Below are 25,860 nucleotides of genomic sequence, written 5' to 3'. Positions count from 1 at the left end.
TTTTTGCTTTCTGCTTTATCCTTTCTGCTATTTATCGTAGGTTTGTTGTGTAGTTTAAACCTGGCACATTGGAAAATCTTGCGGTTAAGAAAGTATTAGATTTTAGTTTATTACGGCGCATATTCTCATTCGCGGCCCCTTACAAACGCTCCTTTTACATCTCCATGATATTAACGGTTATACTGGCCGCTATATCCCCCTTACGCCCTTACCTGATCCAGGTAACTGTAGATAAATACATTGCCAACCAGCTGATGCAGATGCTTCTGCTGGTAACGGTGGTGCAGGTAGGGTTGCTGGTGCTGGAAACCATCGTGCGTTTCTTCTTCTCCTATCTGACCAACTGGCTGGGGCAGTCGGTGGTAAAAGATTTGCGGGTAACGGTATATAAAAAGATTGTACACCTGAACCTGGCCTTTTTTGATAAAACACCTATCGGTACCCTGACTACACGTACCATCAATGATATTGAAGCGATTAATGACGTTTTTTCAGAAGGTATCATCTCTATTGTGGCGGATCTGCTGATGATCATAGCGATACTGGTGGTGATGTTTATGGAAGACTGGCGCCTGACCCTGATCAGCCTGTCGCCCTTCCCGATATTGATTTTCGCGACTTATATTTTTAAAGAAAGCGTGAATAAATCCTTTTACCGGGTACGTAATGCCGTGTCTGCCCTCAATGCCTTTGTGCAGGAGCACCTCACCGGTATGGTGGTGGTACAGGCATTTACCGCTGAGAAAAGGGAGTTTGCCCGGTTCAAACATATCAACAAAGAACACCGGAAAGCCAATATTGACGCCATTTTTGCTTATTCTGTATTTTTTCCGGTAGTGGAAATTATCCTGGCAATTTCCCTGGGCCTGATGGTGTGGTGGGGAGCTAATAAGGTACTGAATTACGAAGTGACCCAAGGTGTGATGATTGCTTTTATCATGTACCTGAATATGTTGTTTCGCCCGCTGCGTATGCTGGCAGATAAATTCAATACGCTGCAAATGGGTATGGTAGCGAGTGAGCGCGTTTTTAAAGTGCTGGATAACCAGGACTATATCCCCGATAGAGGCCATCAGACAGCGGAGAACATGAAAGGCGCTATTACTTTTGATAATGTAAGTTTTGCGTATGTAGATGACCGTTATGTGCTGAAAAACATCAGCTTCCATGCTAACCCGGGAGATACGGTCGCGATTGTGGGACATACCGGTTCCGGTAAAACCACCATCATCAGCATCCTGAACCGGCTATACGAAATACAGAAGGGAAGTATTAAAATAGACAATATTGATTTGCCGGCATATTCCCTGGAATCCCTGCGAAGCAAGATAGGCGTGGTATTACAGGATGTCTTCCTGTTTGCCGGATCTATTTTCGATAATATTACCCTGCATAACAGTAATATCAGCAGCGCACAGGTGGAAGAAGCTTCCCGCCTTATCGGCATCCATGATTTCATTATGCAGCTGCCCGGAGGATACAATTACCAGGTGATGGAGCGGGGCAGTACCCTGTCGCTCGGGCAGCGGCAGCTGATTTCCTTTGTACGGGCCTTATTGTATGACCCGGCCATCCTGGTGCTCGACGAAGCCACATCTTCCGTAGACACAGAATCCGAAATGATGATACAGCAGGCGATTGACAAACTCATCGCCGATCGTACCGCCATCATCATCGCTCACCGCTTATCTACCATCAGCAAAGCAGACAAAATCATCGTACTTGATAAGGGGGAGATCAAAGAAATGGGTACCCACGAAGAACTGCTGAAACTCGAAGGATTCTACTACAAACTCCATAGCATGCAGTTTAACGTCAGTAAAGTATAAGCCCGTACATCGTAAGTAGGATATAACGGCTGCAATTTATTTGTACTTTTATTGCAGTTAAAATCCTTATACCTGATGAAAAGAGTTGTTAACACTATTCTTATCCTGTTACTGTTATGCCCTGCTTCATTGTTTGCAGGCGATTACGAAAAGGCCTGGGAGGCCATTCACAAAAATGACTTGAAAACGGCGATCACTTATCTGCAAAAAGTGATCAAATCCGGTGGCGCTCAGAAAAACAGCGCTATCAGCACACTGGTGTTTATCCAAACTGCTACTGATTATGCAGACGACTTCCCCCGTACGTATTTTAACCCCCTTACGGGCTTTACTAACCCGGCGCCTTACGTGTATGCCCTTTGGTTTAACGGGGCGCTCCTGGGGGACTATAGTGCGAAACAGGGAACACAGCTGGAAAACCTGGACCGCATCATTGCAGATTCGGTGAACTTTAATGGCTCCCTGCGTGCCGCTGCCCGCTACTTTAAAGCCTACCACCTGATGGCCAGCAACCAGAATGATCTGGCCAAAACATTATACCCGCAGATGGGAGCCCTGGAAGAATGGGCTTATGTAGGACCGTTTGATAATATTATGGGCAGCGGTTTTGATAAGGACTATGGACCGGCAAAACAGCCTGCAGGAAGAAATTTTATTTCCAGTAATAACGCGCCGGTAAATTGGTTTGTGCCGCTTTATACCACCCGCGAAGGCTGGAACTTTGTCGGCTCTGCCCTCGCGGCGGGAAGTGCAATAGGCTACCTGCAAACCTTTGTGAAGTCGGACACTGATCTGGATGCACTGCTTTGCCTGGCTGGCAATGGTACCATGAAGTTGTGGGTAAATGATAAGCTGATGATCAGTCAGCCGGAAGAACAGGTTACAGAGCTGGACTGGTGGAAAACCAAAGTACACCTGAACAAGGGCTATAACCGTGTGCTGCTGCAGCTTGGCTATACAGAAAGTAATTCTTCTCCCCACTTTATGCTCCGGTTAAYAGATGGGCAATATAATCCGGTGACCGGGATTACGTCTAAAACGCAGCCGGAAACATATCAGCCGGATTTGTCCAAAACAGAAGTGGTACCTATTGTGCATTTCGCGGAGGAATATTTCAAGAAAGAATTGGCGTTACATCCTGCGGATCCGGCCATCGCGATATTGCTGAGCAGAGTGTATGTACGCAATGAGGAATGGGATAAGGCCAAAGCAGTGATGCATCAGTTACAGAAAAATTATCCTAAAGACATGCTGCTGCAGAGTTGTTACATAGACTGTCTATCCAGCGAAAATGACCGTACGGAGATTGCGGAGAAAATGGAAACGGTTAAGACGCTGGCACCGGATAATTACTGGATTTTAGCCGGCAAAGTAAATAAACTGGAAGAAGAGAAAAATTATACGGAGGCTATGGAAGTGCTGGAGCGGATGATCGCCATGAGGGGCGAGCATCGCTTTACCACTTTTAAAAAGCTGCAGCTGCTGGTGGCGCAGGAGAAAATCGATAGCGTGGTGCAGCTGCTGAAGATAGCGTATGAAAAATATCCGTATTCGTCAGACATTGCACAAAGCATGTACCTGTATGAAGGCAAAGTGAATAACGATCCGGCCAAAGCACTCGCTGTGCTGGAAAAATTCTGCGACAAAAGGTCGCTTTATTCTATGCAGGATGCACTGATAGATGAATATCTTAATCAGGGTAAAACGGCCGCAGCAGTGCAGGTGATGCAACGAATAAAAAATCTGACGGAGTATGAGGTCAAAGCCTATAATAAACTGATCAAATTTTATTATACCCGGCAGGAATATGATTCCGCCCTGCATTACCTGCGTATTGCGCATCAGATAAGCCCTTATAGTCACGTACCGCTGGGCGATATGGCGAATTGTTTTCTTCAGAAAAAACAAAATGATTCCGCGATATATTATTTCAAACAGGCGTTGACGTTGTACGCGGGTGGATTTGGTTACCGCGAAAAACTGCGTACCCTGGAGCAGAAACCACCTATGGATAAATATTTCCCGGTATTGGATTACTACAAGGAGATAGAAAAAGCATTGAAGGGGCCACGTGATTCGGCACAGTCCTATGCGTATATTTTTGATGAAAAGAATGTCATCCTTTACCCGGAGGGCGCCGGAGAGCAGACCATCAATACGGCCATGATCATCAACAATAAAAAAGGTATTTCCCGGTGGAAGGAAATCTCGATTCCCTACAACACTGTTTACCAGGATGTGATGATTGTGAAAGCAGAAGTGATCAAAGCCAACGGCTCCAAAATACCTGCAGAAACCAATGAAAATGAAATCGTGTTTACCAAGCTGGATGAGGGGGATGTGATTTATTTCAACTATAAAATCAACAGCTTCGGACGTGGACGTTTAGGCAGAGAGTATTGGGATAAGGTGTATTTTTCTGCTTATGTGCCTACGCATATTTCCAGTTATAACGTATTGATATCGGATAGTATTCCTCTGTATTATGAATATGTAAACGGAGGCGCGGTAAAGCCTAAGATCAGTCAGCATGAACAGTTTAAGATGTATAGCTGGAGAGAAGAAAATATACCGGCCCTGCGCAGTGAATCTTATATGCCCAGTATCAACGATGTGGGTAAGGTGCTGCATCTGTCTACTGTGAAAGACTGGGACGTCATAGGCGAGTGGTACAGCGATATTACCCGGGTACAATCCAAGGAAGATTTTGAGATCAATGAAGCATGGAAAGAGATCTTTCCTGCCGGTGTTGAAAAGCTGGATGATGTTACCAAAGCGAGGAAGATTTACGAATACATAGAAAAGAATATAGCCTACAGTTCTGTGTCATTCCGGCAGGGTGCTTATGTGCCGCAACGTGCAGGAAAAACATTGGTCACCCGGTTGGGCGACTGCAAGGATTTATCTACCCTGTTCCTGGCGTTTGCGCGTAAGGCAGGATTGGAAGCTAACCTGATACTGGTTAGCACGCAGGACTATGGTCAACATAATATGCAGCTGCCTTCCATGGACTTTAACCATTGTATTGTACGGTATAAAACCGGTAATCAATACAGCTACCTGGAGCTGACGGATAATGCGTTGCCGTTTAATTCGCTGTCATCTTCTCTGGCTGGTGCGCAGATATTGAACATCCCGTATAATTACAAGACCGGTGAGAAGATAAGTGTATTGTCGGCAGGTAACTTTGCACCTAAGTCCATTCGCCGTCAGCTGGATATAGATCTTAGCGGCAGTGATCAGCGGATTAATTCCTATTGCGCTTACAGTGGTGAACTGGCTTCCCAGATCCGGCATTCTTATCAGCATAAAACCCGGGAAGAGACCAGGGATGCGGTACAGCGTGGTATCAGCGGGATGTTTAAGAACCAGATTGTACTGGATAGTTTTTCTTTCCGCAACCTGGATAACCTGGAAGATACGGTATGGATGCAATCCAGTTTTACGGTAAAAAATGATGTGATCAATGTAGGTGATTTCAGTATGATCAAGCCGGCGTTTATGGATATAGTGGCTACGGCTGATATTTTCACGCCGGAGGCGCGTCAGCACCCTTTCCTGTATGGTAATTATGAGAATACAGATGATTATAGCACAGAAATCCGTATCCGTTTGCCGGCAGGTAAACAGTTCGAGCAGGTGCCGAGTAGTGCCAGTCTGCAGCTGGAAGATATGAGTTATGTGCTGGCATTCAAAAAGGAGTCGGACGATAAACTGGTGATCAACAGGCATTTTAAAACGAACTGCAATAAAGTGGTGGGGCCTGCAGACTTCAAGCAGCTGGAAACATTTTTCAATGGAATTATTAAAGCGGAGCAGAAGTATGTTTCGTTTAAGTAGTGGAGCTCTGCGCTGTAATTGGTCAACTTAGGCGACTAAAGGAATATGTCTCCCGTAAAAGGACAAAAGGGCAATTGCCTATGCAGTTTGCTTCGAAGTAACCAACTTGCCATGGTTACGGGAAGTGAATCATGGGTTTGCCCTTTTGTTTTTTTAGATATGTTTTATTTTCAATAGATGAGCAGGAGGGATGATTTAGCGGGAGGATGTACCGGGCGGCGTTCAGTGGGTGAGATCTGTAATAACCGGTCAATGAATTATGAAAATATTAATATGAAATACTTTTCGGGGCTGCTGATTTCAGCGGTCTTTTTTATGATAAAAAGCTATATTTTTTTAACTCCAAGGATTTGATTATCAATATAATTAGAATATATCGTTCTTTTTTTTCGTAGTCGCTTAATTTTGAAGATAAAAACGAGTATCTTTGCGCAAAATTTCAGAAAACGGTGATTTCTTTCAATTGGTTCAAACATAGAATGGTAGCACTTGTGATGGTTCTAGGCCTTCACAGTTTTAGTAATTTTTCCTTTGCCGAGGGCAGTCATCCAGAGAAACCAGCAATTTCTGCTGAAGAACCTGGGACAGAACAATCGGGAGAGGAGACTGCACCTAAGAAAGTAGATATCAAGGAAACGATTTTCGGCCACGTAAAGGATGCCCATGACTGGCATCTGTTCGAACTTGGTGAAACGCATGTAACGGTTCCGTTGCCTGTGATCATTTACAATCCGGTACGTGGAACTTCCGTATTTACTTCTTCTGCGTTCCATCACGGGCATGAAGCACATGACGGATACCGTTTAGTGACGCCTCATTACCGTGCGGAAAAAGGACTGGATGCTGCGAAGTATCCTACGGATGAGATCATTGCAGTAGATGGCAGCGATAATCCAACCGGAGAAAAGATTTACGATCTTTCTATCACCAAAAATATCACATCCATGATCATTGCAGCGGTATTGCTGATAGTGCTCATGCTGAATGTGGCCAAGGCATATAAAGTGCGTGGTTCCAAGAAAGCGCCTAAAGGTTTCCAGAGTTTGATGGAGCCAGTAATTGTATTTATGCGTGACGAGGTGGTGAAGCCTAATATTCCTGGCAAAAGCGCTGCGAAGTTTACTCCTTTTATTCTGACTATATTCTTTTTCATCCTCATTAACAACCTGTTGGGTCTGTTACCTGGTTCTGCCAACGTAACGGGGAATCTGGCGGTGACAGCGGCACTGGGTATTATCAGCTTTGTGGCTATCCTGATCAGCACCAACAAGCATTTCTGGGGTCATATCTTTAATCCTCCAGTACCTTTGGGTGTAAAGATCATCCTGGTACCGGTAGAGCTGATTGGTATATTCACTAAGCCGATATCACTGATTATCCGGTTGTTTGCCAATATCCTGGCGGGCCACATTATCATTCTGAGTATCATCTGTCTGGTGTTTATATTTGGATCCTTAAACAAGATCGCTGGTTACAGCTTCCTGCCTGTTACTGTATTGTTCAACATTGTAATGATGATGCTGGAATTGCTGGTAGCATTTATCCAGGCATTCATTTTTGCCAACCTGACAGCTGTATTTATAGGTCAGGCGATGGAAGGTGCACATGATGAAGCACACCACTAGCTTTTAGCCGTTAGCTTTTAGCTCTTAGTTTGCGATTAGAGGCCAACAGCTAAATGTGAACAGTTTTCAACTTTAGAAATAACGTTTTTTATAAATCAAATACATATTCATTATGGCACTTTTGTCTATTTTATTGCAGGCTGCTGCTGCATCTGGTCTGGCTAAGGCTGGTGGTGCTGTTGGTGCTGGTATCGCGGCTATCGCGGCTGGTATCGGCGTTGGTAACATCGGTAAGAGCGCTCTGGAGTCTATCGCTCGTCAACCAGAAGCTGCTAACGACATCCGTGCAAACATGATCCTGGCTGCTGCGCTGGTTGAGGGTGTTGCCCTCTTCGGTGTAATCGCTGGTCTGTTGGCGGTAGTTATGTAAGCCGAACTCTTTACTGCATCCGGCGCACAGGGCAAAGGATGCAGTAATCTTTGCCAATTTGAAATCAGTAAGTATCAAACATAACAACATAATAAAATTCTAATTATATGGATCTGTTGCAACCCGCGTTAGGCTTGTTTCTTATTTCATTTTTCATTTTCATCATCGTTTTCCTGATCCTGAAGAAATTTGCCTGGACTCCGATCCTCGCTACTTTAAGAGAAAGGGAAGATTCCATCACTGACGCTATTACTACAGCAGAAAGGGTGAAGGAAGAAATGGCGCAGATGAAAGCAGAACATGAACATGTGCTGGCGGAAGCTAAAGCTGAAAGAAGTAAGATCCTGAAAGAAGCGAAAGACGCGAAAGATTTGATCATCAGCGAAGCCAAAACTCAGGCGCAGGCAGAAGCCAAGAAGATCATCAGCGAAGCTTATACCGCTATCGAAAACCAGAAAATGGCTGCGTTAACGGATGTGAAAAACCAGGTAGGTAATCTTGTGATTGAAGTAGCAGAGAAAGTGCTGAGAAKAGAACTGGCTGATAAAACAGCACAGGAAGGTTACGTGAAACAACTGGCAGGAGAAATCAAATTAAATTAAGAGATTAACTTTTAACCTTTGGCATTAAAGCTAAAGGCTGAAAGCTAAAAGCTAAAAGCTATATGCAGAATCCCCGTTTAGCATCCCGGTATGCAAAATCATTGATAGATCTGGCGCAGGAACTGAACCAGCTGGAAGCGGTGCATACTGACATGCTGTTTTTACAACAGGTGATGAAAAGCAACCCCGATGTGGTGAGTTTGCTTAAAAGCCCGATCATTAAGGCAGATAAAAAGCAAAAGATATTAGCTGCCATATTGGACGGCCGGATCGGTGCTACTACACTTTCCTTTGTGAACCTGCTGGTGACCAAAGGCCGTGAAAGTGCACTGGCGGAAATGACCACTGAGTTTTCACGCCAGTACATGGTGTTGAAAAATATCAGCCCGGTTAAAATCACCACTGCTGTTGCTATCGATAATGCCACACTGGATGTGATTAAACAGAAAATCGCCAGCGAAACAACCCAACAGATCCAACTGGAAACTGCTGTAAATGCAGACCTGATCGGTGGTTTTGTACTGGAAGCAAATGATCAACTGTTTGATGCGTCTATACTGCGTGATCTGAAAGACATTAAACAACAGTTTAACAAGAATATTTACGTATCTGATTTACGTTAATCTATACAGCAGCCGCTGCGTACACGCAAAGCTGTTGTCGTTATACTAAATTTCTCTAACGACTTTTTTTTAAAATCATAATTATGGTTGATATTAAACCTGATGAAATTTCGGCGATATTACGCCAGCAGTTGAGCAACTTCAATGCTTCTGCCGACCTGGAAGAGGTAGGTACTGTATTGTCGGTGGGTGATGGTATTGCCCGCATATACGGTTTGGGTAACGTAGGTTACGGTGAACTGGTTGAATTCAGCAACGGTGTAAAAGCTATTGCACTGAACCTGGAAGAAGATAACGTGGGTGTGGTATTGATGGGTCAGTCAGCAGGTATTAAAGAAGGTGATAAAGTACGTCGTACCAACAAAATCGCTTCCATTAACGTGGGTGAAGGTGTGGTAGGTCGTGTAATCAATACACTGGGCGAACCTATTGATGGTAAAGGTCCAATTAAAGGTGAACTGTATGAAATGCCACTGGAGCGTAAAGCACCGGGTGTATTGTACCGTGAGCCGGTTAAAGAACCGCTGCAAACAGGTGTAAAAGCAATTGATGCGATGATCCCTGTTGGTCGTGGTCAGCGTGAGTTGGTAATTGGTGACCGTCAGACAGGTAAAACAGCTATCTGTATTGATACCATCATCAACCAGAAAGAGTTTTACGATGCAGGTAAACCTGTTTATTGCATATACGTAGCTATTGGTCAGAAAGCATCCACTGTTGCCGGTGTAATGAAAACATTACAGGAAGCAGGTGCCATGGCTTATACTACCATCGTTGCTGCAAACGCTGCTGATCCGGCTCCGCTGCAGTTCTACGCTCCGTTTTCCGGTGCTGCAATCGGTGAATTCTTCCGTGACTCAGGTCGTCCTGCACTGATCGTTTATGATGATCTGTCTAAACAGGCGGTTGCTTACCGTGAGGTATCTTTGCTGCTGAAACGTCCTCCAGGTCGTGAAGCTTACCCAGGTGACGTATTCTATCTGCATAGCCGTTTACTCGAGCGTGCTGCGAAAATCATCAGCAATGATGCCATCGCTCAACAGATGAATGACTTACCTGAATCTATCAGACACCTGGTAAAAGGTGGTGGTTCCCTGACAGCATTGCCTATCATTGAAACACAGGCGAGTGACGTATCTGCTTACATTCCTACCAACGTAATCTCCATCACCGATGGTCAGATCTTCCTGGAAGGTAACCTGTTTAACGCCGGTATCCGTCCTGCGATCAACGTAGGTATCTCTGTAAGCCGCGTGGGTGGTAACGCTCAGATCAAATCCATGAAGAAAGTATCTGGTACCCTGAAGCTCGATCAGGCACAATACCGTGAAATGGAGGCTTTCTCCAAATTCGGTGGTGACCTGGATGCCGCTACCAAAGCAGTTATCGACAAAGGTGCCCGTAACGTGGAAATCCTGAAACAGGCACAGTTCAGTCCGTACTCCGTAGAAAAACAGGTAGCGATGATTTACCTGGGTACTAACGGTTTGCTGCGTGACGTTCCTGTTAAACAAGTACGTGCTTTCGAAGAAGCGTTCCTGAATGAAATGCAGGTTCGTTTACCAGAAGTACTGGCTGAGTTCAAGAAAGGTAACCTGCCAGAAGATGGCCTCAAGAAAATGGTTACTTTGGCTAATGAACTGAAACCAAGATTCGCATAATAGCGTTCCATCGCTTAAGCATACAAAAGCACCCTTTGCTATATCAGCAAAGGGTGCTTTTTTTATATGAAAAGGCGTATAATTTAAATATAAAATTGTATTTATATAATTKATTATAAATCTTTTAAAAAAGAAAATATAAACGACCTGATCTTTATATGGAGAGGCCGCTCTACATTTGCTGTGTAACAAATATTTATAAAAACCAGAATTAAGGTTCCTGTCTTAGCTCATAATCTTACAACCCAGAGTATTTTCATAACCTCCTTTCTTAAGAGTAATATCGCCAAAATTGTATCCGAAATCCGTATTCGTAGTTAGTCTTGTGAAGATTGGTATTTTAACTATTACTTCTTTTAATTCATTTCAGAAAATCAAATACACTTGCCTGAACCCCGGGAAAGTAGTGTGCTAATGGTATGTGTCTGTTCAGCAGTTGCTTGAGATGCAAAACGCTTGTATGAAAAGACTCCTGACCCTTTGTTCAATTGTATGGTTGTTCCTGTTCCCCGTTATTTGCTGTTTGGCAGAAGGTAGTAAAGACATGTACCCGTCCGGTGCGTTGGGTAACCGTGCTTACATGACCAGCTCTTCTACCGCTACCAGTGCGCTCATCGGGAATATTTACAATCCCGGCAGAATGTTCGTATATGCGAAAGCGGGAGAAGTGATTTATATAGGGTCAAGTGCCCAGGGGATAGGTACCGGCACCACCCGGTTAATAGCCCCTAACGGGAACGCCTATAACACCGGCGCCTCCGTCACTACAGGACGTATCAATAACCGCGCAGAAGAACTCGCAGGCCCTGCAGCATTGACAGTAGGTGGATATACTGCATATAACAGAACAGTACTGGCCAGTGAAGAAGGCATATGGACAATAGAGTTTGATCCTCCAAATACAGGATCCACCTCTTTAGGTAGTGGCTTTAGTCCCCCGGCAGCCAATGCCGCCTGGACAATTGCCAATCAAACTGCTGTGAGCACCCTGGCGCTGATAGTGGCCTGGGATATTACCGTGGCCAGTGCAGGTACTGCACAATCAGGACGTACCTTCCTGAATATTTTTACAGGTAATGCAGGTACCGCCGCTTCTGCTTTTTATGGTAAGTTTAATGTACTCACCAAAGATGGATTTACCTATACCGCTGCCAGCAATGGTATACAACCTTTCCTTTTTGCTTTTTTTGTAAATAACAAAGGTACCCGTGATAAAGCCACTGGTGTACCGGTATATAAAAGTGTAGACCTCAACTCCGTTGTTTCCAGCAGTGGCGCTTATTCTTTTCATAATCCCACTTTGCCGGATGATGCCACCAACATCACCCAGAAACTCTTTTATAATCCACCTAGTAGTGCTTTACCCGCGAGCGCACCCGTATGGGCGGCTGGAGCTGCCTCCAGCACCTGGTTAATTAGTACTCCTGTCAATCCCGTAGTTAGCCAGGTTTTTTTTACGGGTCGGGAAGGTACATCTGGTCATTCCGGAACACCGCCGTTGGGGGGAGGATACGTCCATTTTACTGCTAACCAGAACGGGAATTTTAAAATTCTGATAGACGTAAATAATAACGGCAACACCACCGATCCTGTGGATCGTATTATTACCGGATCATCTGTTACAGGAGACAATGCTATTTTATGGGATGGCAAGAACGGCCTCGGTGTGGATGTGGCCAATGGTACCACCATCAATATTTCTGTGATACTGTTTTCCGGAGAAGTGCATTTCCCTTACATGGATGTGGAGAATAATGTGAATGGCATTGTTATTACCCGTACCAATGGATCCAATGCGCCTGACCCTACCGTATACTGGAATGATCAATTGCTGGGAAGTGGTACGGGAGCCCCTGTTCCCGTTGATGCTTCTGCCAGTCCCGGTATTAATAGTACGACTAACGGTCATAAGTATACGAATAGCTATGGTGATAATAGTTTACTGGATACCTGGGCTTATATTTTCAGCGCACCGCTTACTTCCAGCATCACGGTGAAACAATACCAGGCCGATCTGGAAGTAATCAATAATATTCCGGCACTTACTGCTATCTGTGCAGGCAAGCAGATTAGCTATACCACCAGTGTCCGGAACAATGGTCCGGACTCCGCTAATGGCGCGCGTTACAGCTTCTCCTTCCCGTCGCAGCTCACCAACGTTACGGTTAGCCCCGTGATTACGGGTAATGCGGTGATTGTATCCGGAGGTGTGAGCGGTAATGCCTACACGGCAGTACTTAATATGCCCAACGGCGCCGTGATTAATTATACGATCACCGGTACACTAACAGATGTGCCAGTAGGTGGTAATCTCATTACTAAATCCAGTGTATTACGTCCTAAGGATGTAACAGATCCCGATGCTACCAGCGCTACCAGTGGCAACCCTACTGATCCTGATGTGGAATGTAATGGCGCGCCTTCCGGCACCGGGTGTAATAATATTAAGACCAGCAGCATTCCTGTTTCTACCGCCATTGGTAGTAATGTAATCAATGCACCGCAGTCTATTTGTATAGGCAGTACGCCAGCCGCGCTTACTGGAAATGCCATTACCGGTAGTCCGGTATATCTATGGCAATCCAGTATTACCAGTGCTACTACCGGCTTTGCTACTGCCGCTGGTACTACTAACGGTAAAGACTATACGCCTGTAATATCTCCGCAAAATATCTGGTTCAGAAGAATCGTTAATTCCGGTAGTTGCAGTGATACCAGTGCAGCTATCATGATTACGGTGAACCCACTACTGCAGCCGGGCGTAATAGCAGGAAACCAAACATTCTGCAGCAGTGGAGATCCGGCAGCGTTTACACAAACAACACCAGCTACGGGAGGCTCCGGCGTTTATACCTATCGCTGGCAATCATCTCTTAACAATACTACTTTTAATGATATTGCCGGCGCAACACTGGTAACTTATGATGCACCGGTAGTGTCACAAACCACCTACTTCCGGCGTATTGTCAGCAGTACCGGCTCCGGTTGTGCGGATATGATCAGTGATACCCTCACGGTACTGATCAGCGCTACACCTACTACCGCTAATGCAGGTACTGATCAGAACCTTTGTAACTTAAACGCCACTACGTTATCGGGCAATACCCCGATAGCTGGAAGTGGTGGCTGGCGGCAGGTCAGCGGTCCGGCCACTGCAGTGATAGCAGATACCACATTGCCTAACGCCGGCATCAGTGGACTCAGCAGCGGCACCTTTACTTTTGTATGGACTATCCGTAATGGCGTATGTCCGCCTTCTGTTGATACCGTATTGATCACGATAGCTCCGTTGCCTTCCGCGGCGAACGCAGGTTCGGATCAAACCTTATGTAACGTAAACAGCACAACGCTGGGAGGTAACATACCAGCCAGTGGTGTAGGTACCTGGACACAAATCAGTGGTGCAGTAACCGCTACTTTTGTCAATCCAAACCTGGGTACTACACAGGTGCAGGGACTGCAGCCAGGTAGCTACCAGTTCAGATGGACCATTAGCAGTGGTAGTTGCGCCACTACGGCCGATACCGTACTGGTAGTGGTAAATGCGTTGCCTACTACCGCCAATGCAGGTCCTGACCAGACAAAAAATAACAGCGGCGTATTTACGATGGGCGCCAATGCAGCCACTGTTGGTACTGGAGCCTGGGCATTGGTAAGTGGATCAGCCAGTATTACAGATCCGGCTAACCCCAATACTAATATTACGCTGCAACCCAATACCAATGCAACACTTACCTGGTCTATTACCAATGGTAACTGTCCGCCTTCTGTAGATACAGTTGTGCTGAACTATGTGAAACAGGCGGATCTCAGCGTAATTAAGTCTGATGCAGGCAACACCTATACATCCGGTGGCCCGGTAAGCTATACTATCACAGTAGAGAATTTCGGTCCTTCTGATGTAAACGGATTTTCAATACAGGATGTGCTGCCGGCAAAAATGATCAATGCCAGTTGGACATCCTCAGTAACCGGTGTAGGCGTTAGTGTTAGTCCTACCAGTGGCAGTGGCGCTATTGTTGCAGCTATCGGTAATATGCCTTTTGCTGCCGGCAACAAAATTGTTATTACAGTAACTGGAACGGTGGATCCGGCATCTATTGGTGGTGATTCACTGGTGAATCAGGCTAATGTGCCTGTTCCTGCAGGAACACCTGACCCTAATACAGGTAATAACAGTTCTACGGTAAGAGGTGCAGTGCCTAACAGACCACCAGTGGCGGTGGATGATCAATACACTACCGTCCGCGATGTGCCGGTACAGGGAAATGTATTAACCAATGACAGCGACCCTGAAAATGCTACGCTGACAGCCGCATTGGTAACAGGTCCTGCCAATGGTAACCTGCAACTGAATACAGACGGCACTTTCACTTATACGCCTAATGCCGGATTTACTGGTACAGATAGTTATGTATACCGCGCCTGTGATGATAGGGGAGCCTGTTCGCAGGCTACTGCCACCATACAGGTAACACCGGCTATATTGGATCTTAAGGTGACGAAAACAGCCACTCCTGCCAGCGCAGGTGCCGGAGAAGCGTTAACTTATACTATTACAGTGACCAACAATGGTCCGTCAACATTATTACCTACAGAAGCATTTACTGTCACAGATAGCTTACCATCCGGGTTTGTAGCAGAAAACTATATTCCTTCAGCAGGTAGCTATATACCGGCATCCAGCCAGTGGAGAGGCGTTTCATTGACGCCTGGACAATCCGTGTCGCTGACCATTGCGGGACGTATAGCCGCAGGATTTGCCGGTAACAGTTTATCCAACAGGGTGATTGCTACACCACCTATTGGTACTACTGATCCTACTCCTGCTGATACAACTATTATTACACCTGTTGTACACAAGGTAGAAGTAGAGGTGACAAAAACAGATTTAACCACGTTGTATACACCGGGTACATCGGTGATTTATAACATTGCATACACCAATCATGGTCCTTCCGATGTATTGCAATTGAATGTTACAGATCCTTTACCGGCAGGTATTACTACGGCCAGCTGGACTTACGCATTTACTGCCGGGTCACAACCAGGCGGACAGGGTACTGGTCCTATTGATCAAAAGTGGGATTTACCATCAGGTGTCGGTGTCGTATATACTTTAACGTTAGTAGTGCCGCCTAATTTCACGGGTCCCCTTGTAAATACCGCCACCGCTATTGTTCCTGCAGGATATGTGAATGTAAATCCAGCAGGAAACAGCGCCACGGATACAGATACCGCTGCGCCACGCTATAATGTAACCATTACAAAAGATGGCCCTGTAAGTGAAATAGCCGGTACGCCGATTACCTATCACGTGCAGGTGGTGAATGCCGGGCCATCGGACCTTGTAGGAGCTGTAGTGAATGATCAGCTTCCTGCAGCTATTCAAAATGCAACGTGGACAGTCACCGGATCGGGTACGGCGAGTGCCAATGTGAGCAGTGGAAGTGGTAATGTTGTCTTTACCGCTAATCTGCCGGCCGGCAGCGCTAATAAGCTGGATGTAGCCATTACCGGTACTGTTAATACTGCAGCTACAGGCAGTTTCAATAACGTCGCGACAGTTACGATACCTGGACAACCACCGATATCTTCCAATAAGATTATTACCACTGTAGAGAATAAAACCGGTCTGAATATTACGAAAGAAAGTACCCCGGCAGGTAGTGTTAATGCGGGAGAAGCTATTCAATACAAGATCAGTGTTACCAACAGCGGTCCTTCGGATGCTGTAGGCGTTGTAATTGCAGATGCTATACCAGCAGCTATTCTGAATCCACAATGGCAGGTAGCAGGTAGTGGCGGAGCTACCGTAACAGGTGCTGTATCCGGCAGTGGCAGTAATGTTAGCACTACTGCCGATATTCCGGCAGGTACCAGCAATATGATCATTGTTACAGTAACAGGTACTGTGGATGCAGCTGCAAAAGATTCTATTGTAAATAGTGCCACGGCAAGTGTTCCGGGCGGTTCCACCGTTACAGGTAATAATGAAATAAGGGTGGTGAGTAAACCTGGCTTACGAATCGTGAAAACAGGTCCATTGGCGGCAGATGCAGGTACGGGGATAGATTATACCATTACTGTCACCAACAATGGCCCTTCTGATGCCGTGAATGCGGTGATTACGGATGTCGTACCACTTAACATTAGCGGTACCAGCTGGACCACTGCTACTACCGGTACGGCAACTGTGGTGAACGGTGCTACCGGTAATACCAATAATGTACTGGAAACGGTTAATATACCTGCCGGCCCGAACAACAGCATTATCATCCACATCATAGGTACCTTATTAACGGATGCCGGAGGTACCATTACCAACACTGCAAAAGTGCAGGTGAATAACGATCCTCCGTTACCTTCTAACGATATTGTTACTACTATCAATAATAACCCCGGACTGGTGCTTTCCAAATCTGGTCCTGCAACAGCAAGTGCAGGTCAAAGGATTGTATATACCCTGAACATAAGTAATACGGGTCCATCAGATGCCTTTAATATACAGCTGCTGGATACCGTACCGGGAGTGTTACTGGATCCACAGGTGCGGTTAAATACCTATGGAAGAACTACAGTGGCATCATCTGCCATTATTAACGGCATACTGCAGTTGACCGGTAATTTCCCGGTAGGAGATACCAATCATGCAGTGGTGTTTTTAAGTGGAATTATTAATCCAACATTCAAAGGACAAATTACTAACCAGGCATTCATCAGTAACGGCAGCAATCCTCCGATTGCTTCTGAACGCGTGGTAACCACTGTTACCAGTGATCCTAAGGTGATTATTAACAAGAATGCACCTGATACAATTGTAGCAGGTAAACTAATCACTTACAAGTTACTGGTCACTAACACCGGATTGTCTGATGCACAGAATATTACGATCTCTGATATTGTAGATAATACGCTGACGGGTGTAGTATGGAATGCTACTCCTGGTGGCAGCGCAAGCATTAGTTCCGGCGACAATGGCACTGGTAATACAGTAACCGTGGGCGCAACGATACCTGCAGGTGCAGGCAATTATATTGCCATTACGATTGTGGGCAAAGTAGCACCGGGAGCTACTGGTCAGTTGAGCAATTTTGCCACCGCCACTGGTACTGATGTTCCAACCGTGCATTCTGATACGGTGACTACCAGGGTGGTGAATACCCCATCGTTACAAATCAGTAAAGCCGGTCCGCAAAATGCCGTAGGTGGAGAAAATGTAGTGTATACATTGGAAATCACCAACAACGGTCCTTCCAACGCCACCGCTGTTAACATAGCAGATGTGGTACCTACGGAAGTACAGCATATTAACTGGACTGCAGTGGCTTCCGGCGGCGCCGTCATCAGCGGACCAGCTACCGGTACCAACAATAATGTGGCATTGATCGCCGATATACCAGCAGACAGTGGTAAAATAAAAATTACCATCAATGGTACCCTTGATCCATCCGCTGCAGGTACTATTGTGAATACAGCTACTGCGGCGGTGACAGGCAGCACGCCTGTATCTGCCTCTCAGCAAACAATTATCAGCAATGAACCGGGGCTTAATATTAGTAAAACCGGTCCGGCTACCGTGAATGCAGGTGAACAGATCACCTATACATTGATAGCCAGCAATCTGGGATTGTCTGATGCGAAAGAAATATTTATCCAGGATGTAATACCATCACAAATTACAGGTGTTAGCTGGACATCTGCAGTGAGTGGTAATGCTACTATAACAGCCGGCAATACCGGTACTGGTAACAACATTTTGCTCACCGGTGATCTGGCTGCCGGCACGGGCAACCAGATTTTGGTTACGGTTACCGGAACAGTAGCACCGGACTTTACAGGTACACTCAATAACATTGCTGTTACTTATCAAAAAGGAAGAGATACGGCGAAGAGTGAAACTGTAATTACAACGGTTAATAGTTTACCTGCTTTGCAATTGGTGAAGAGTGCTCCAGATACATTAGCCGCCGGTAGTGCGATTACATATACCGTAAACATTACCAATAACGGCCCGTCTGATGCATCACAGATAACAATCGCAGATGTGGTGCCAGCTAATGTGAAAAACGTAACCTGGTCTGCTACCCATGGTGGTAACACTACAGTGGTGGGTGGTTCCGGCAACGGCAATAACATCAGCTTCACAGCAGATATTCCGGCAGGCAACAATAATTTTGTGCTGCTCACGATTACGGGTACTATTGACCCTGCCTTCGCAGGAGATATCAATAATACCGCTACCGCTACTGTTGCGGGACAACCGGTATTTACTTCCAATGAAGCCGTTACACATGTGATTAGTTCTCCGGCGGTCAGCATCTCCAAATCAGGACCAACGCAAAGTCCTGCAGGAGGCGATATTTCGTGGATCATCACCGCAAGTAATAACGGTCCTTCTGATGCTACAGGCATCATCATAAAAGATACCGTACCGGCAGGTGTTACCAATGTAAGCTGGACAACTGTTAATAACGGCACCGGGCAGGTGACGGCAGGAGGCACAGGAAGTGGTAATATCATTGCTGTTACCGGCAATGTACCAGCCGGCGCAGGGAATACCATCCAGGTGTTGGTGACAGGTAAAGTATCCTCTTCCTACACCGGGGCTCCTTTGGTAAATAGGGTGGTAGCCACTATTCCAGGTATGCCTGATAAACAGGATACTGCTATAACAACAATCACCAGTACACCCGGATTGCAGATTGTGAAGGTTGGACCGGGTGCCATCAGCGCAGGTGATCATGTGACCTACACGCTCACTATTACTAATAATGGCCCATCTGATGCGGTGAACGCCGTGATTGCAGATGTGGTAGATCCTGCATTGCAGAATCCTGCGTGGACAGTTGTTACAAATGGCACAGGTACCAGTGTAAGCAGTACCAGCGGTACGGGTGATATCAACATCACCGGTAACATACCTGCTGCTCCTGCCAATAGTATTGTCATCACTTTAACGGGTACATTGAGCCCTGACTATACAGCTATTGTGTTGGCTAACGTGGCCAGCGCCACACCTCCGGGATTGCCAGGTGTTTCTTCTGCAGTAACGTCTACGGTTACACGTAAAGCAGATCTGCAATTGGTGAAGAGCGGTCCTGCCAATGCCGTGGCCGGAGAACCTGTTACTTATAGTATTACGGTTACCAATCGTGGTCCTTCTAACGTAAAGCTGGTGCATATAGCAGATATGATTCCTCCCGGTATCATTGATGCTACATGGACTGCTACGGCTACAGGCACCGGCGCTGCGGTATCTGCCGCATCAGGTACCGGCAATGTGGATTTAACTGCTGATATACCAGCTAACACGGGCATTATTAGTATAATGATCAATGCCAGGGTGAATCCAGGCGCTGTAGCCGGTGATATTGCCAATACCGCCATTGCAACACCTCCTGCTGCAGTAGCAGATAGTACGCCTGCCACAGCTACTGTTATTACTAATATTACAAGAGCGGCAGACCTTGTGATTGTGAAATCAGGTCCTGCTAACAGAGCTGCGGGGCAGGATATCACCTGGCAGCTGGTAGTAACTAACCGTGGCATTTCAGATGTGGCGAATGCCGTGATTACCGACAATGTGCCGAACTTTGCCACTATCACGAATGTGACAACCAGTATACGTGGTAATGCTACTGCACAAACGCCGGTAATTGTTGATAAACTGGTAACGGTGAATGCAGATATTGCTGCGGGTGCAGGTAATGAAGTGATTATAACTATCAATGGAAAGGTTGCCAGTGAAGCAATAGGTACCCTCACTAATACGGCTACCGTAGCTCCTCCGGCAGATGTAACAGAAACTATTCCTGCTAACAATTCCAGTACAATTAATACCACCCTTATTTCAGATATAGGACTGCAGCTATCCAAATCCGGACCTGCAGCTGTTAACGTAGGCGATACGATCAACTATAGTATCCTTGTGATCAATACCGGATTGTCTGATGCCAATGGTGTAGCGATTGCAGATATTGTTCCTGCTGCGGTATCCGGGGTAACCTGGACGGCGGTAGCTACCGGTACTGCTAACGTTTCAGCTCCTTCCGGCACAGGAAATAATATTAATCTCACTGGATTACTGGGAGCAAATCAAACAGGAAGCATAGAGATAAATATTAAGGGAATTGTAGGCGCTACTTCCGGTGGTACGATCACTAATACCGCCACCGCCACTTTCGGCAGCATCAAAAGCAGTCAAGTGGTTACAACCGTTAATAAAACGGCGAACCTTCGCATCAGTAAAACAGCGCCGTCAGCTATGGCTGCCGGACAGCCGATTACTTATGTGGTGAAAGTGTATAACGCTGGCCCTGCCGGTGTAACAGGTGCCGATATTAATGACGTAGTGCCGGCAGGTATTACGAATCTGAACTGGACCGCTACCGCTACCAGCGGTGCTACCGTTTCACCTAACAATGGCTCCGCTGCCAGTATTCACCTGACGACAGATTTACCTGCTAATACGGACACTGTTACACTCACCATCAACGGTATCGTAGCAGTTGATTTCACAGGCACACTCACTAACACTGCTACGGCTACACCTCCTCCGGGAGTGACTAATCCGGTGCCTGCTACTGCTACAGTAAATACAGTGGTAACAAGTCAGCCCGGACTGGTGCTGGTGAAATCCGGCCCTGCAGAAATTATCGCAGGTTCAGCGATCACTTACCGCCTGGAACTCCGTAACAACGGACCTTCTAACGCCACAGGCGTTAAACTGGAGGATATTATACCAGCTGCAGTGCTGTTACCATCATGGACAGCCACTGGAAACGGAACGACTAATTCCGGTACCGGTAACGTATCTGTTACCCGCGATATTCCTGTGGATAGTGTGTTGACGGTGATTGTCACTGGTACTACAGATCCGGCTGCCAATGGCACTATTACCAATAGTGCGGTGGCTACCGTAAATGGACAAACGACTAACAGTAATGTTGTCAATACCAATATTGTTAACAAGCCATCCCTGCAGATCAGCAAGTCTGGCCCTGCGAAAATAGCTGCTGGTCAGTCTATCAGTTACGTCCTGAAAGTGACCAATAGCGGTCCTTCTACTGCCAATGGTATCACGGTGTCCGATCAGATACCTGCTGCCATTAAGAACGCAACATGGAATGCTACAGCAGGTGGCAGTGCTGCTATCACAGGCGGAAATATCAGCAATCGTTCCGGTAATGTGGTATTTACGGCTGACCTTCCGGCTGGCAGTGCAAATAGCATTGTGGTAACGATCACTGGCACCGTAGATGCGGCATCCAACGGTACACTCACCAACGTGGCGAATGTAACCCCTGTCGATGGACAGCCTGTAACGGCAACGGCTATATCAGAAATTACAGGTAACCCTGGTCTTCGCCTGGTGAAATCAGCACCAGACAGTGCTACTGCCGGTGGAGCCATTACCTATACTATAGATGCGTATAACGATGGGCCATCTGATGCGGTAAATATGGTATTGACAGATGTGATACCTGCACAACTGCAACAGGCAGTATGGTCAGCTACCGCAGCAGGTGCAGCCACCATCAGTGGGGGTAATGTTACGGGTCAAACAGGCAATGTTAATATCACCGGTAGCATTCCCGCAGGCAGCGGCAATGTAATACACATCGTCATCAATGGCATCATTGATCCTGCCTTTGCGGGCAGTATAAGAAATGTGGCCAGTGCAACAGTGAATGGTACAACTACTTCGTCCAATGATGTGGTTACCACCGTAGCGAATCGCACGGCCATACGTTTGGTGAAATCCGGTCCGTCCAGGGCTGTCGCTGGTTCACAAATCACTTACACCATGGTGCTGACTAATGGAGGTCCTTCCGATGCGACCGCCATTACCGTATCAGATATACTGCCGGTTCAACTTCAGAATCCGGTGTGGTCTGCTACCGCTGCTGGTGCTGCTGCCATCAATGGTGGTAATATCATCGGCAGAACAGGTAACGTATCCTTCGTTGCCAATGTGCCAGCTGGTATAGCGAACCGGGTATTGGTAAGTATTACCGGTACCATTGCACCTTCGTTTACCGGAGCGGTTACTAACGTGGCCGGATATACGATAAATAATTTGCCGGAAGTACCTACTGCTCCGGTAGTCACTAATGTGGTAGCTGAACCAGGATTACAGTTGCGTAAATCCGGCCCTGATACCCTGGCCGCTGGCAGACGTATTACTTATGTACTTGAAGCATCCAATACAGGTCCGTCTGACGCCAGTAATGTAACGATCAATGACATTGTGCCCGCAGGGGTACAGCAGGTTAGCTGGACCGCCGTTGCAAACGGAGCAACTATCATTGGTGCTGCCACCGGCAATAACAACAATATATCTGTGAATGGAAATATTCCTGCAGGAGGTAGTATCGTTGTTACGGTTAATGGTACTATTGCTACCGGCCAAACTGGTACTATTCTGAACAAGGCTTCCCTGCAGTTTAATGCAACGGTGGTAGCGCAGGATTCAGTGAGTACCCGCATCGTTAATACGCCGGGAGTATCCATTACTAAATCAGGCCCGCAACAGGTGAATGCAGGCAGCCAAGTTAGCTATAACATAGACCTGACGAATGCTGGTCCGTCCGACCTGGTAAATGCGCTCGTAAAAGATATTGTGCCTGCACAGATCAAACAGGTCACCTGGAGTATAAGCCTGGATGGCAGTGCTACGCTGGCTGCTGGTACTGCAGTAACAGGTATTGGTAATACCATTAATTTCCATGGTAATGTACCGGCAGGTAATACCAATGGTATACATGTAATAGTGACCGGTATTGCTGATCCTGATTTCACAGGAGTGATCACCAATATCGCTACTGCAACAGATAATCTGGGTAAAGCATACAATGCCAGTGTAACCACTGAGGTAAAACAACTGGCACAAATGGCGATTAGTAAATCCGGGCCAGCTACATTGAATGCCGGCGATGTGATCAGTTACCTGATAACTGCCACTAATCTCGGACCATCCAATGCCTCCGGTGTCGGCATCACTGATGTAGTGCCGGCAACGGTTACAGATGTTACCTGGACAGCAGTGGCTAATGGTAACGCGGTAATCAATGGCGCAACTGCCGGAACGGGTAATAACATCAGCGTGTTGGGAGATATTGATGGTGGCGCAGGCAATAATATACAGGTACTCATTAACGGAAAAGTACCTGCTAATACCATCGCTGAAAGCATCAGCAATCAGGCGGTATTAAAACAACCGGATGGAAGTAACATCAACAGTGTACCTGTAGTGACCACCATCAGCCGCAAAGCCCGCATCAGCATCGTGAAACAGGCGCCTCCAACAGGTATTGCAGGCGATAGTTTGCGGTATGTTATCAACGTATCTAATAGCGGACCTTCTGACGCAACAGCGGTTGCTATCAGCGATATTGTTTCGGACACGCTTTCTGGTGTGAGTTGGAGTGCCACTACAAAAGGCACTGCACAGGTGAGTGGTACTTCCTCCGGTACTGGCAATAACATCGCGTTACAGGCAGTGCTGCCGGCTGGAGCAGGTAATATTGTTACCATACAGGTTGTTGGTCGCATTGCGCCAGGCTTTAGTGGTATCCTGAATAATCAGGCATTCGCCACTTCAAATGGAGAACGGACTTCCTCCGGTATTACCACTACAAGGGTAACACCGCAGTCAGCGTTGACGATTACTAAAACAGGTCCGGCTGCTGTGAATGCAGGCGATACGATTAGTTACGATGTAACGGTTACTAACGCGGGTCCTTCAGATATTGCCGGTATTACCGTTACGGATATAGTACCTACCACCATTACTGGTGTGAGTTGGACTGCCATCGCCAATGGTGGTGCTGCTATCGTTGGTGCCGCTGCCGGCGCTGGTAACAATGTTTCGATAGGAGCCAACATCCCGGCAGGTACAGCGAATAAGATATTGTTGCGGATTAAAGGAAGCATTCCTGCCAACAGTGCCGCCACCAGTATCAGCAATACGGCTACTTTAACAAGACCAGATACTACTACCATCACTACGGTGCCGGTAATCACTACTATTGGCCGTAAAGCGCAGATCCGCATCGTGAAACAGGCGGCTGCCACTGCTAATGCAGGCGATAGCTTGAAGTACACCATCAGTGTCACTAACGATGGGCCATCTGATGCTACTGGCATCCAGATCCGCGATATCGTATCTGATACACTGAGTGGTGTAAGCTGGATAGCTACTACCACTGGCGCGGCGCAAATAACCGGTAACAGCAGTGGTGTCGGTAATGTAGCAGTGATGGGTAATATCACCGCTGGTGCGGGCAATGCCATTAACATACAGATTAGTGGTAAAATCAATCCAGACTTTATTGGTAGTATTACGAATACGGCCAGTGCAACAGATGCAAATAATAAGACGGTAACAGCTGCAGCCACCACGCAGGTAACTGCCAGTTCTCAGTTAAGCATTATCAAAACGGGTGATGTACAGGTGAATGCGGGCGATACCGTTCATTATGTGATCACGGCTTCCAACGCTGGTCCTTCCAGTGCAACAGGTGTAAGTATCACAGATGCGGTACCGGCGATGGTTGGTAACGTAACATGGACCGCAGTAGCGGCTGGTACTTCGCAGGTAACCAGCGGTGCAGCAGGCAGTGGTAATAATGTGTTGGTGAAAGGAAATATAGGTGTAGGCAGTGGTAATACCATCGTGGTAAATATCACGGGAGTAGTAGCATCCGGTGTGACTACTTCTGTATCTAATATTGCTGTACTGAAACCAGCTACAGGAGATTCTATTCCGAGTACGCCGGTGATCACGGTAGTGACGAAGAAACCAACGCTGCGTATCGTGAAACAAGCAGCAGCTACCGCTATTGCAGGTGATAGTCTGAAGTATACTATAACTGTAACGAATGACGGGCCATCTGATGCTACTGGTGTGAAGATCAGTGATATTGTATCTGATACACTCAGTGGTGTAAGCTGGACGGCCAATACCACCGGAGCCGCATCTATCACAGGTAACAGCACCGGCAGCGGCGATGTAACATTGACGGGTAATATCACCGCTGGTGCAGGTAATGCCATCAACATACAGATTAGCGGTAAAATTAATCCTGATTTTATCGGCAGTATTACGAATACAGCAAGTGCAACAGATGTGAATAATAATACGGTAAATGGAACGGCTACAACGCAGGTACGTGCACAATCACAATTAAGTATTGTGAAGACAGGTAACGCGCAGGTGAATGCTGGCGATACGGTTCGTTATGTGATTACTGCTACTAACGCCGGTCCTTCCAGCGCAACAGGTGTAAGTATCACAGATGCGGTA

General features: G+C 46.6%; 8 protein-coding genes. All 8 read left to right on the top strand.

Going from position 1 to position 25,860, the window contains the following annotated elements; genetic code table 11:
• Nucleotides 1-68 precede the first annotated feature (68 nt).
• Nucleotides 69-1,829 carry an ABC transporter ATP-binding protein gene (locus AC1DCV_RS12225; protein WP_477023438.1) on the top strand — a complete coding sequence of 587 codons (1,761 nt, stop codon included), beginning with the start codon at nucleotides 69-71 and terminating at the stop codon, nucleotides 1,827-1,829.
• A gap of 75 nt (nucleotides 1,830-1,904) precedes the next feature.
• On the top strand, nucleotides 1,905-5,669 hold the full coding sequence (locus AC1DCV_RS12220) for a DUF3857 domain-containing protein (RefSeq protein ID WP_477023437.1): 3,765 nt from the start codon (nucleotides 1,905-1,907) through the stop codon (nucleotides 5,667-5,669).
• A gap of 494 nt (nucleotides 5,670-6,163) precedes the next feature.
• Nucleotides 6,164-7,294: a F0F1 ATP synthase subunit A gene (gene atpB, locus AC1DCV_RS12215; RefSeq protein ID WP_477023941.1), complete on the top strand. Its 1,131-nt coding sequence runs from the start codon at nucleotides 6,164-6,166 to the stop codon at nucleotides 7,292-7,294.
• 112 nt (nucleotides 7,295-7,406) lie between these two features.
• Nucleotides 7,407-7,664, top strand: coding sequence for an ATP synthase F0 subunit C (gene atpE / locus AC1DCV_RS12210; RefSeq protein ID WP_089758700.1), 258 nt, complete (start codon nucleotides 7,407-7,409; stop codon nucleotides 7,662-7,664).
• 107 nt (nucleotides 7,665-7,771) lie between these two features.
• A complete protein-coding gene (gene atpF, locus AC1DCV_RS12205) occupies nucleotides 7,772-8,266 on the top strand; it encodes a F0F1 ATP synthase subunit B (protein WP_477023436.1) in 495 nt (164 codons plus the stop codon).
• A gap of 62 nt (nucleotides 8,267-8,328) precedes the next feature.
• Nucleotides 8,329-8,889 carry an ATP synthase F1 subunit delta gene (gene atpH, locus AC1DCV_RS12200; RefSeq protein WP_477023435.1) on the top strand — a complete coding sequence of 187 codons (561 nt, stop codon included), beginning with the start codon at nucleotides 8,329-8,331 and terminating at the stop codon, nucleotides 8,887-8,889.
• A gap of 83 nt (nucleotides 8,890-8,972) precedes the next feature.
• Nucleotides 8,973-10,550 (top strand): F0F1 ATP synthase subunit alpha, encoded by a 1,578-nt coding sequence (gene atpA / locus AC1DCV_RS12195; RefSeq protein WP_477023434.1) that lies wholly within the window; start codon nucleotides 8,973-8,975, stop codon nucleotides 10,548-10,550.
• Between the two features lie 460 nt (nucleotides 10,551-11,010).
• Nucleotides 11,011-25,860, top strand: a 14,850-nt coding sequence (locus tag AC1DCV_RS12190; RefSeq protein WP_477023433.1) for an Ig-like domain-containing protein, incomplete at its 3' end; no start/stop codon positions are given.

The organism is Chitinophaga sp. 10T418 (genome assembly GCF_056394125.1).
Note: the sequence above shows the minus strand (reverse complement) of the source record. Positions and strands in the feature narration are given on the sequence as shown.

Bases quoted from the DNA above. Each gene is read 5' to 3' on its own strand.
- atpB (WP_477023941.1), top strand. From the start codon at position 6,164: ATGGTTCTAGGCCTTCACAGTTTTAGTAATTTTTCCTTTGCCGAGGGC.
- atpE (WP_089758700.1), top strand. From the start codon at position 7,407: ATGGCACTTTTGTCTATTTTATTGCAGGCTGCTGCTGCATCTGGTCTG.
- atpH (WP_477023435.1), top strand. From the start codon at position 8,329: ATGCAGAATCCCCGTTTAGCATCCCGGTATGCAAAATCATTGATAGAT.
- atpA (WP_477023434.1), top strand. From the start codon at position 8,973: ATGGTTGATATTAAACCTGATGAAATTTCGGCGATATTACGCCAGCAG.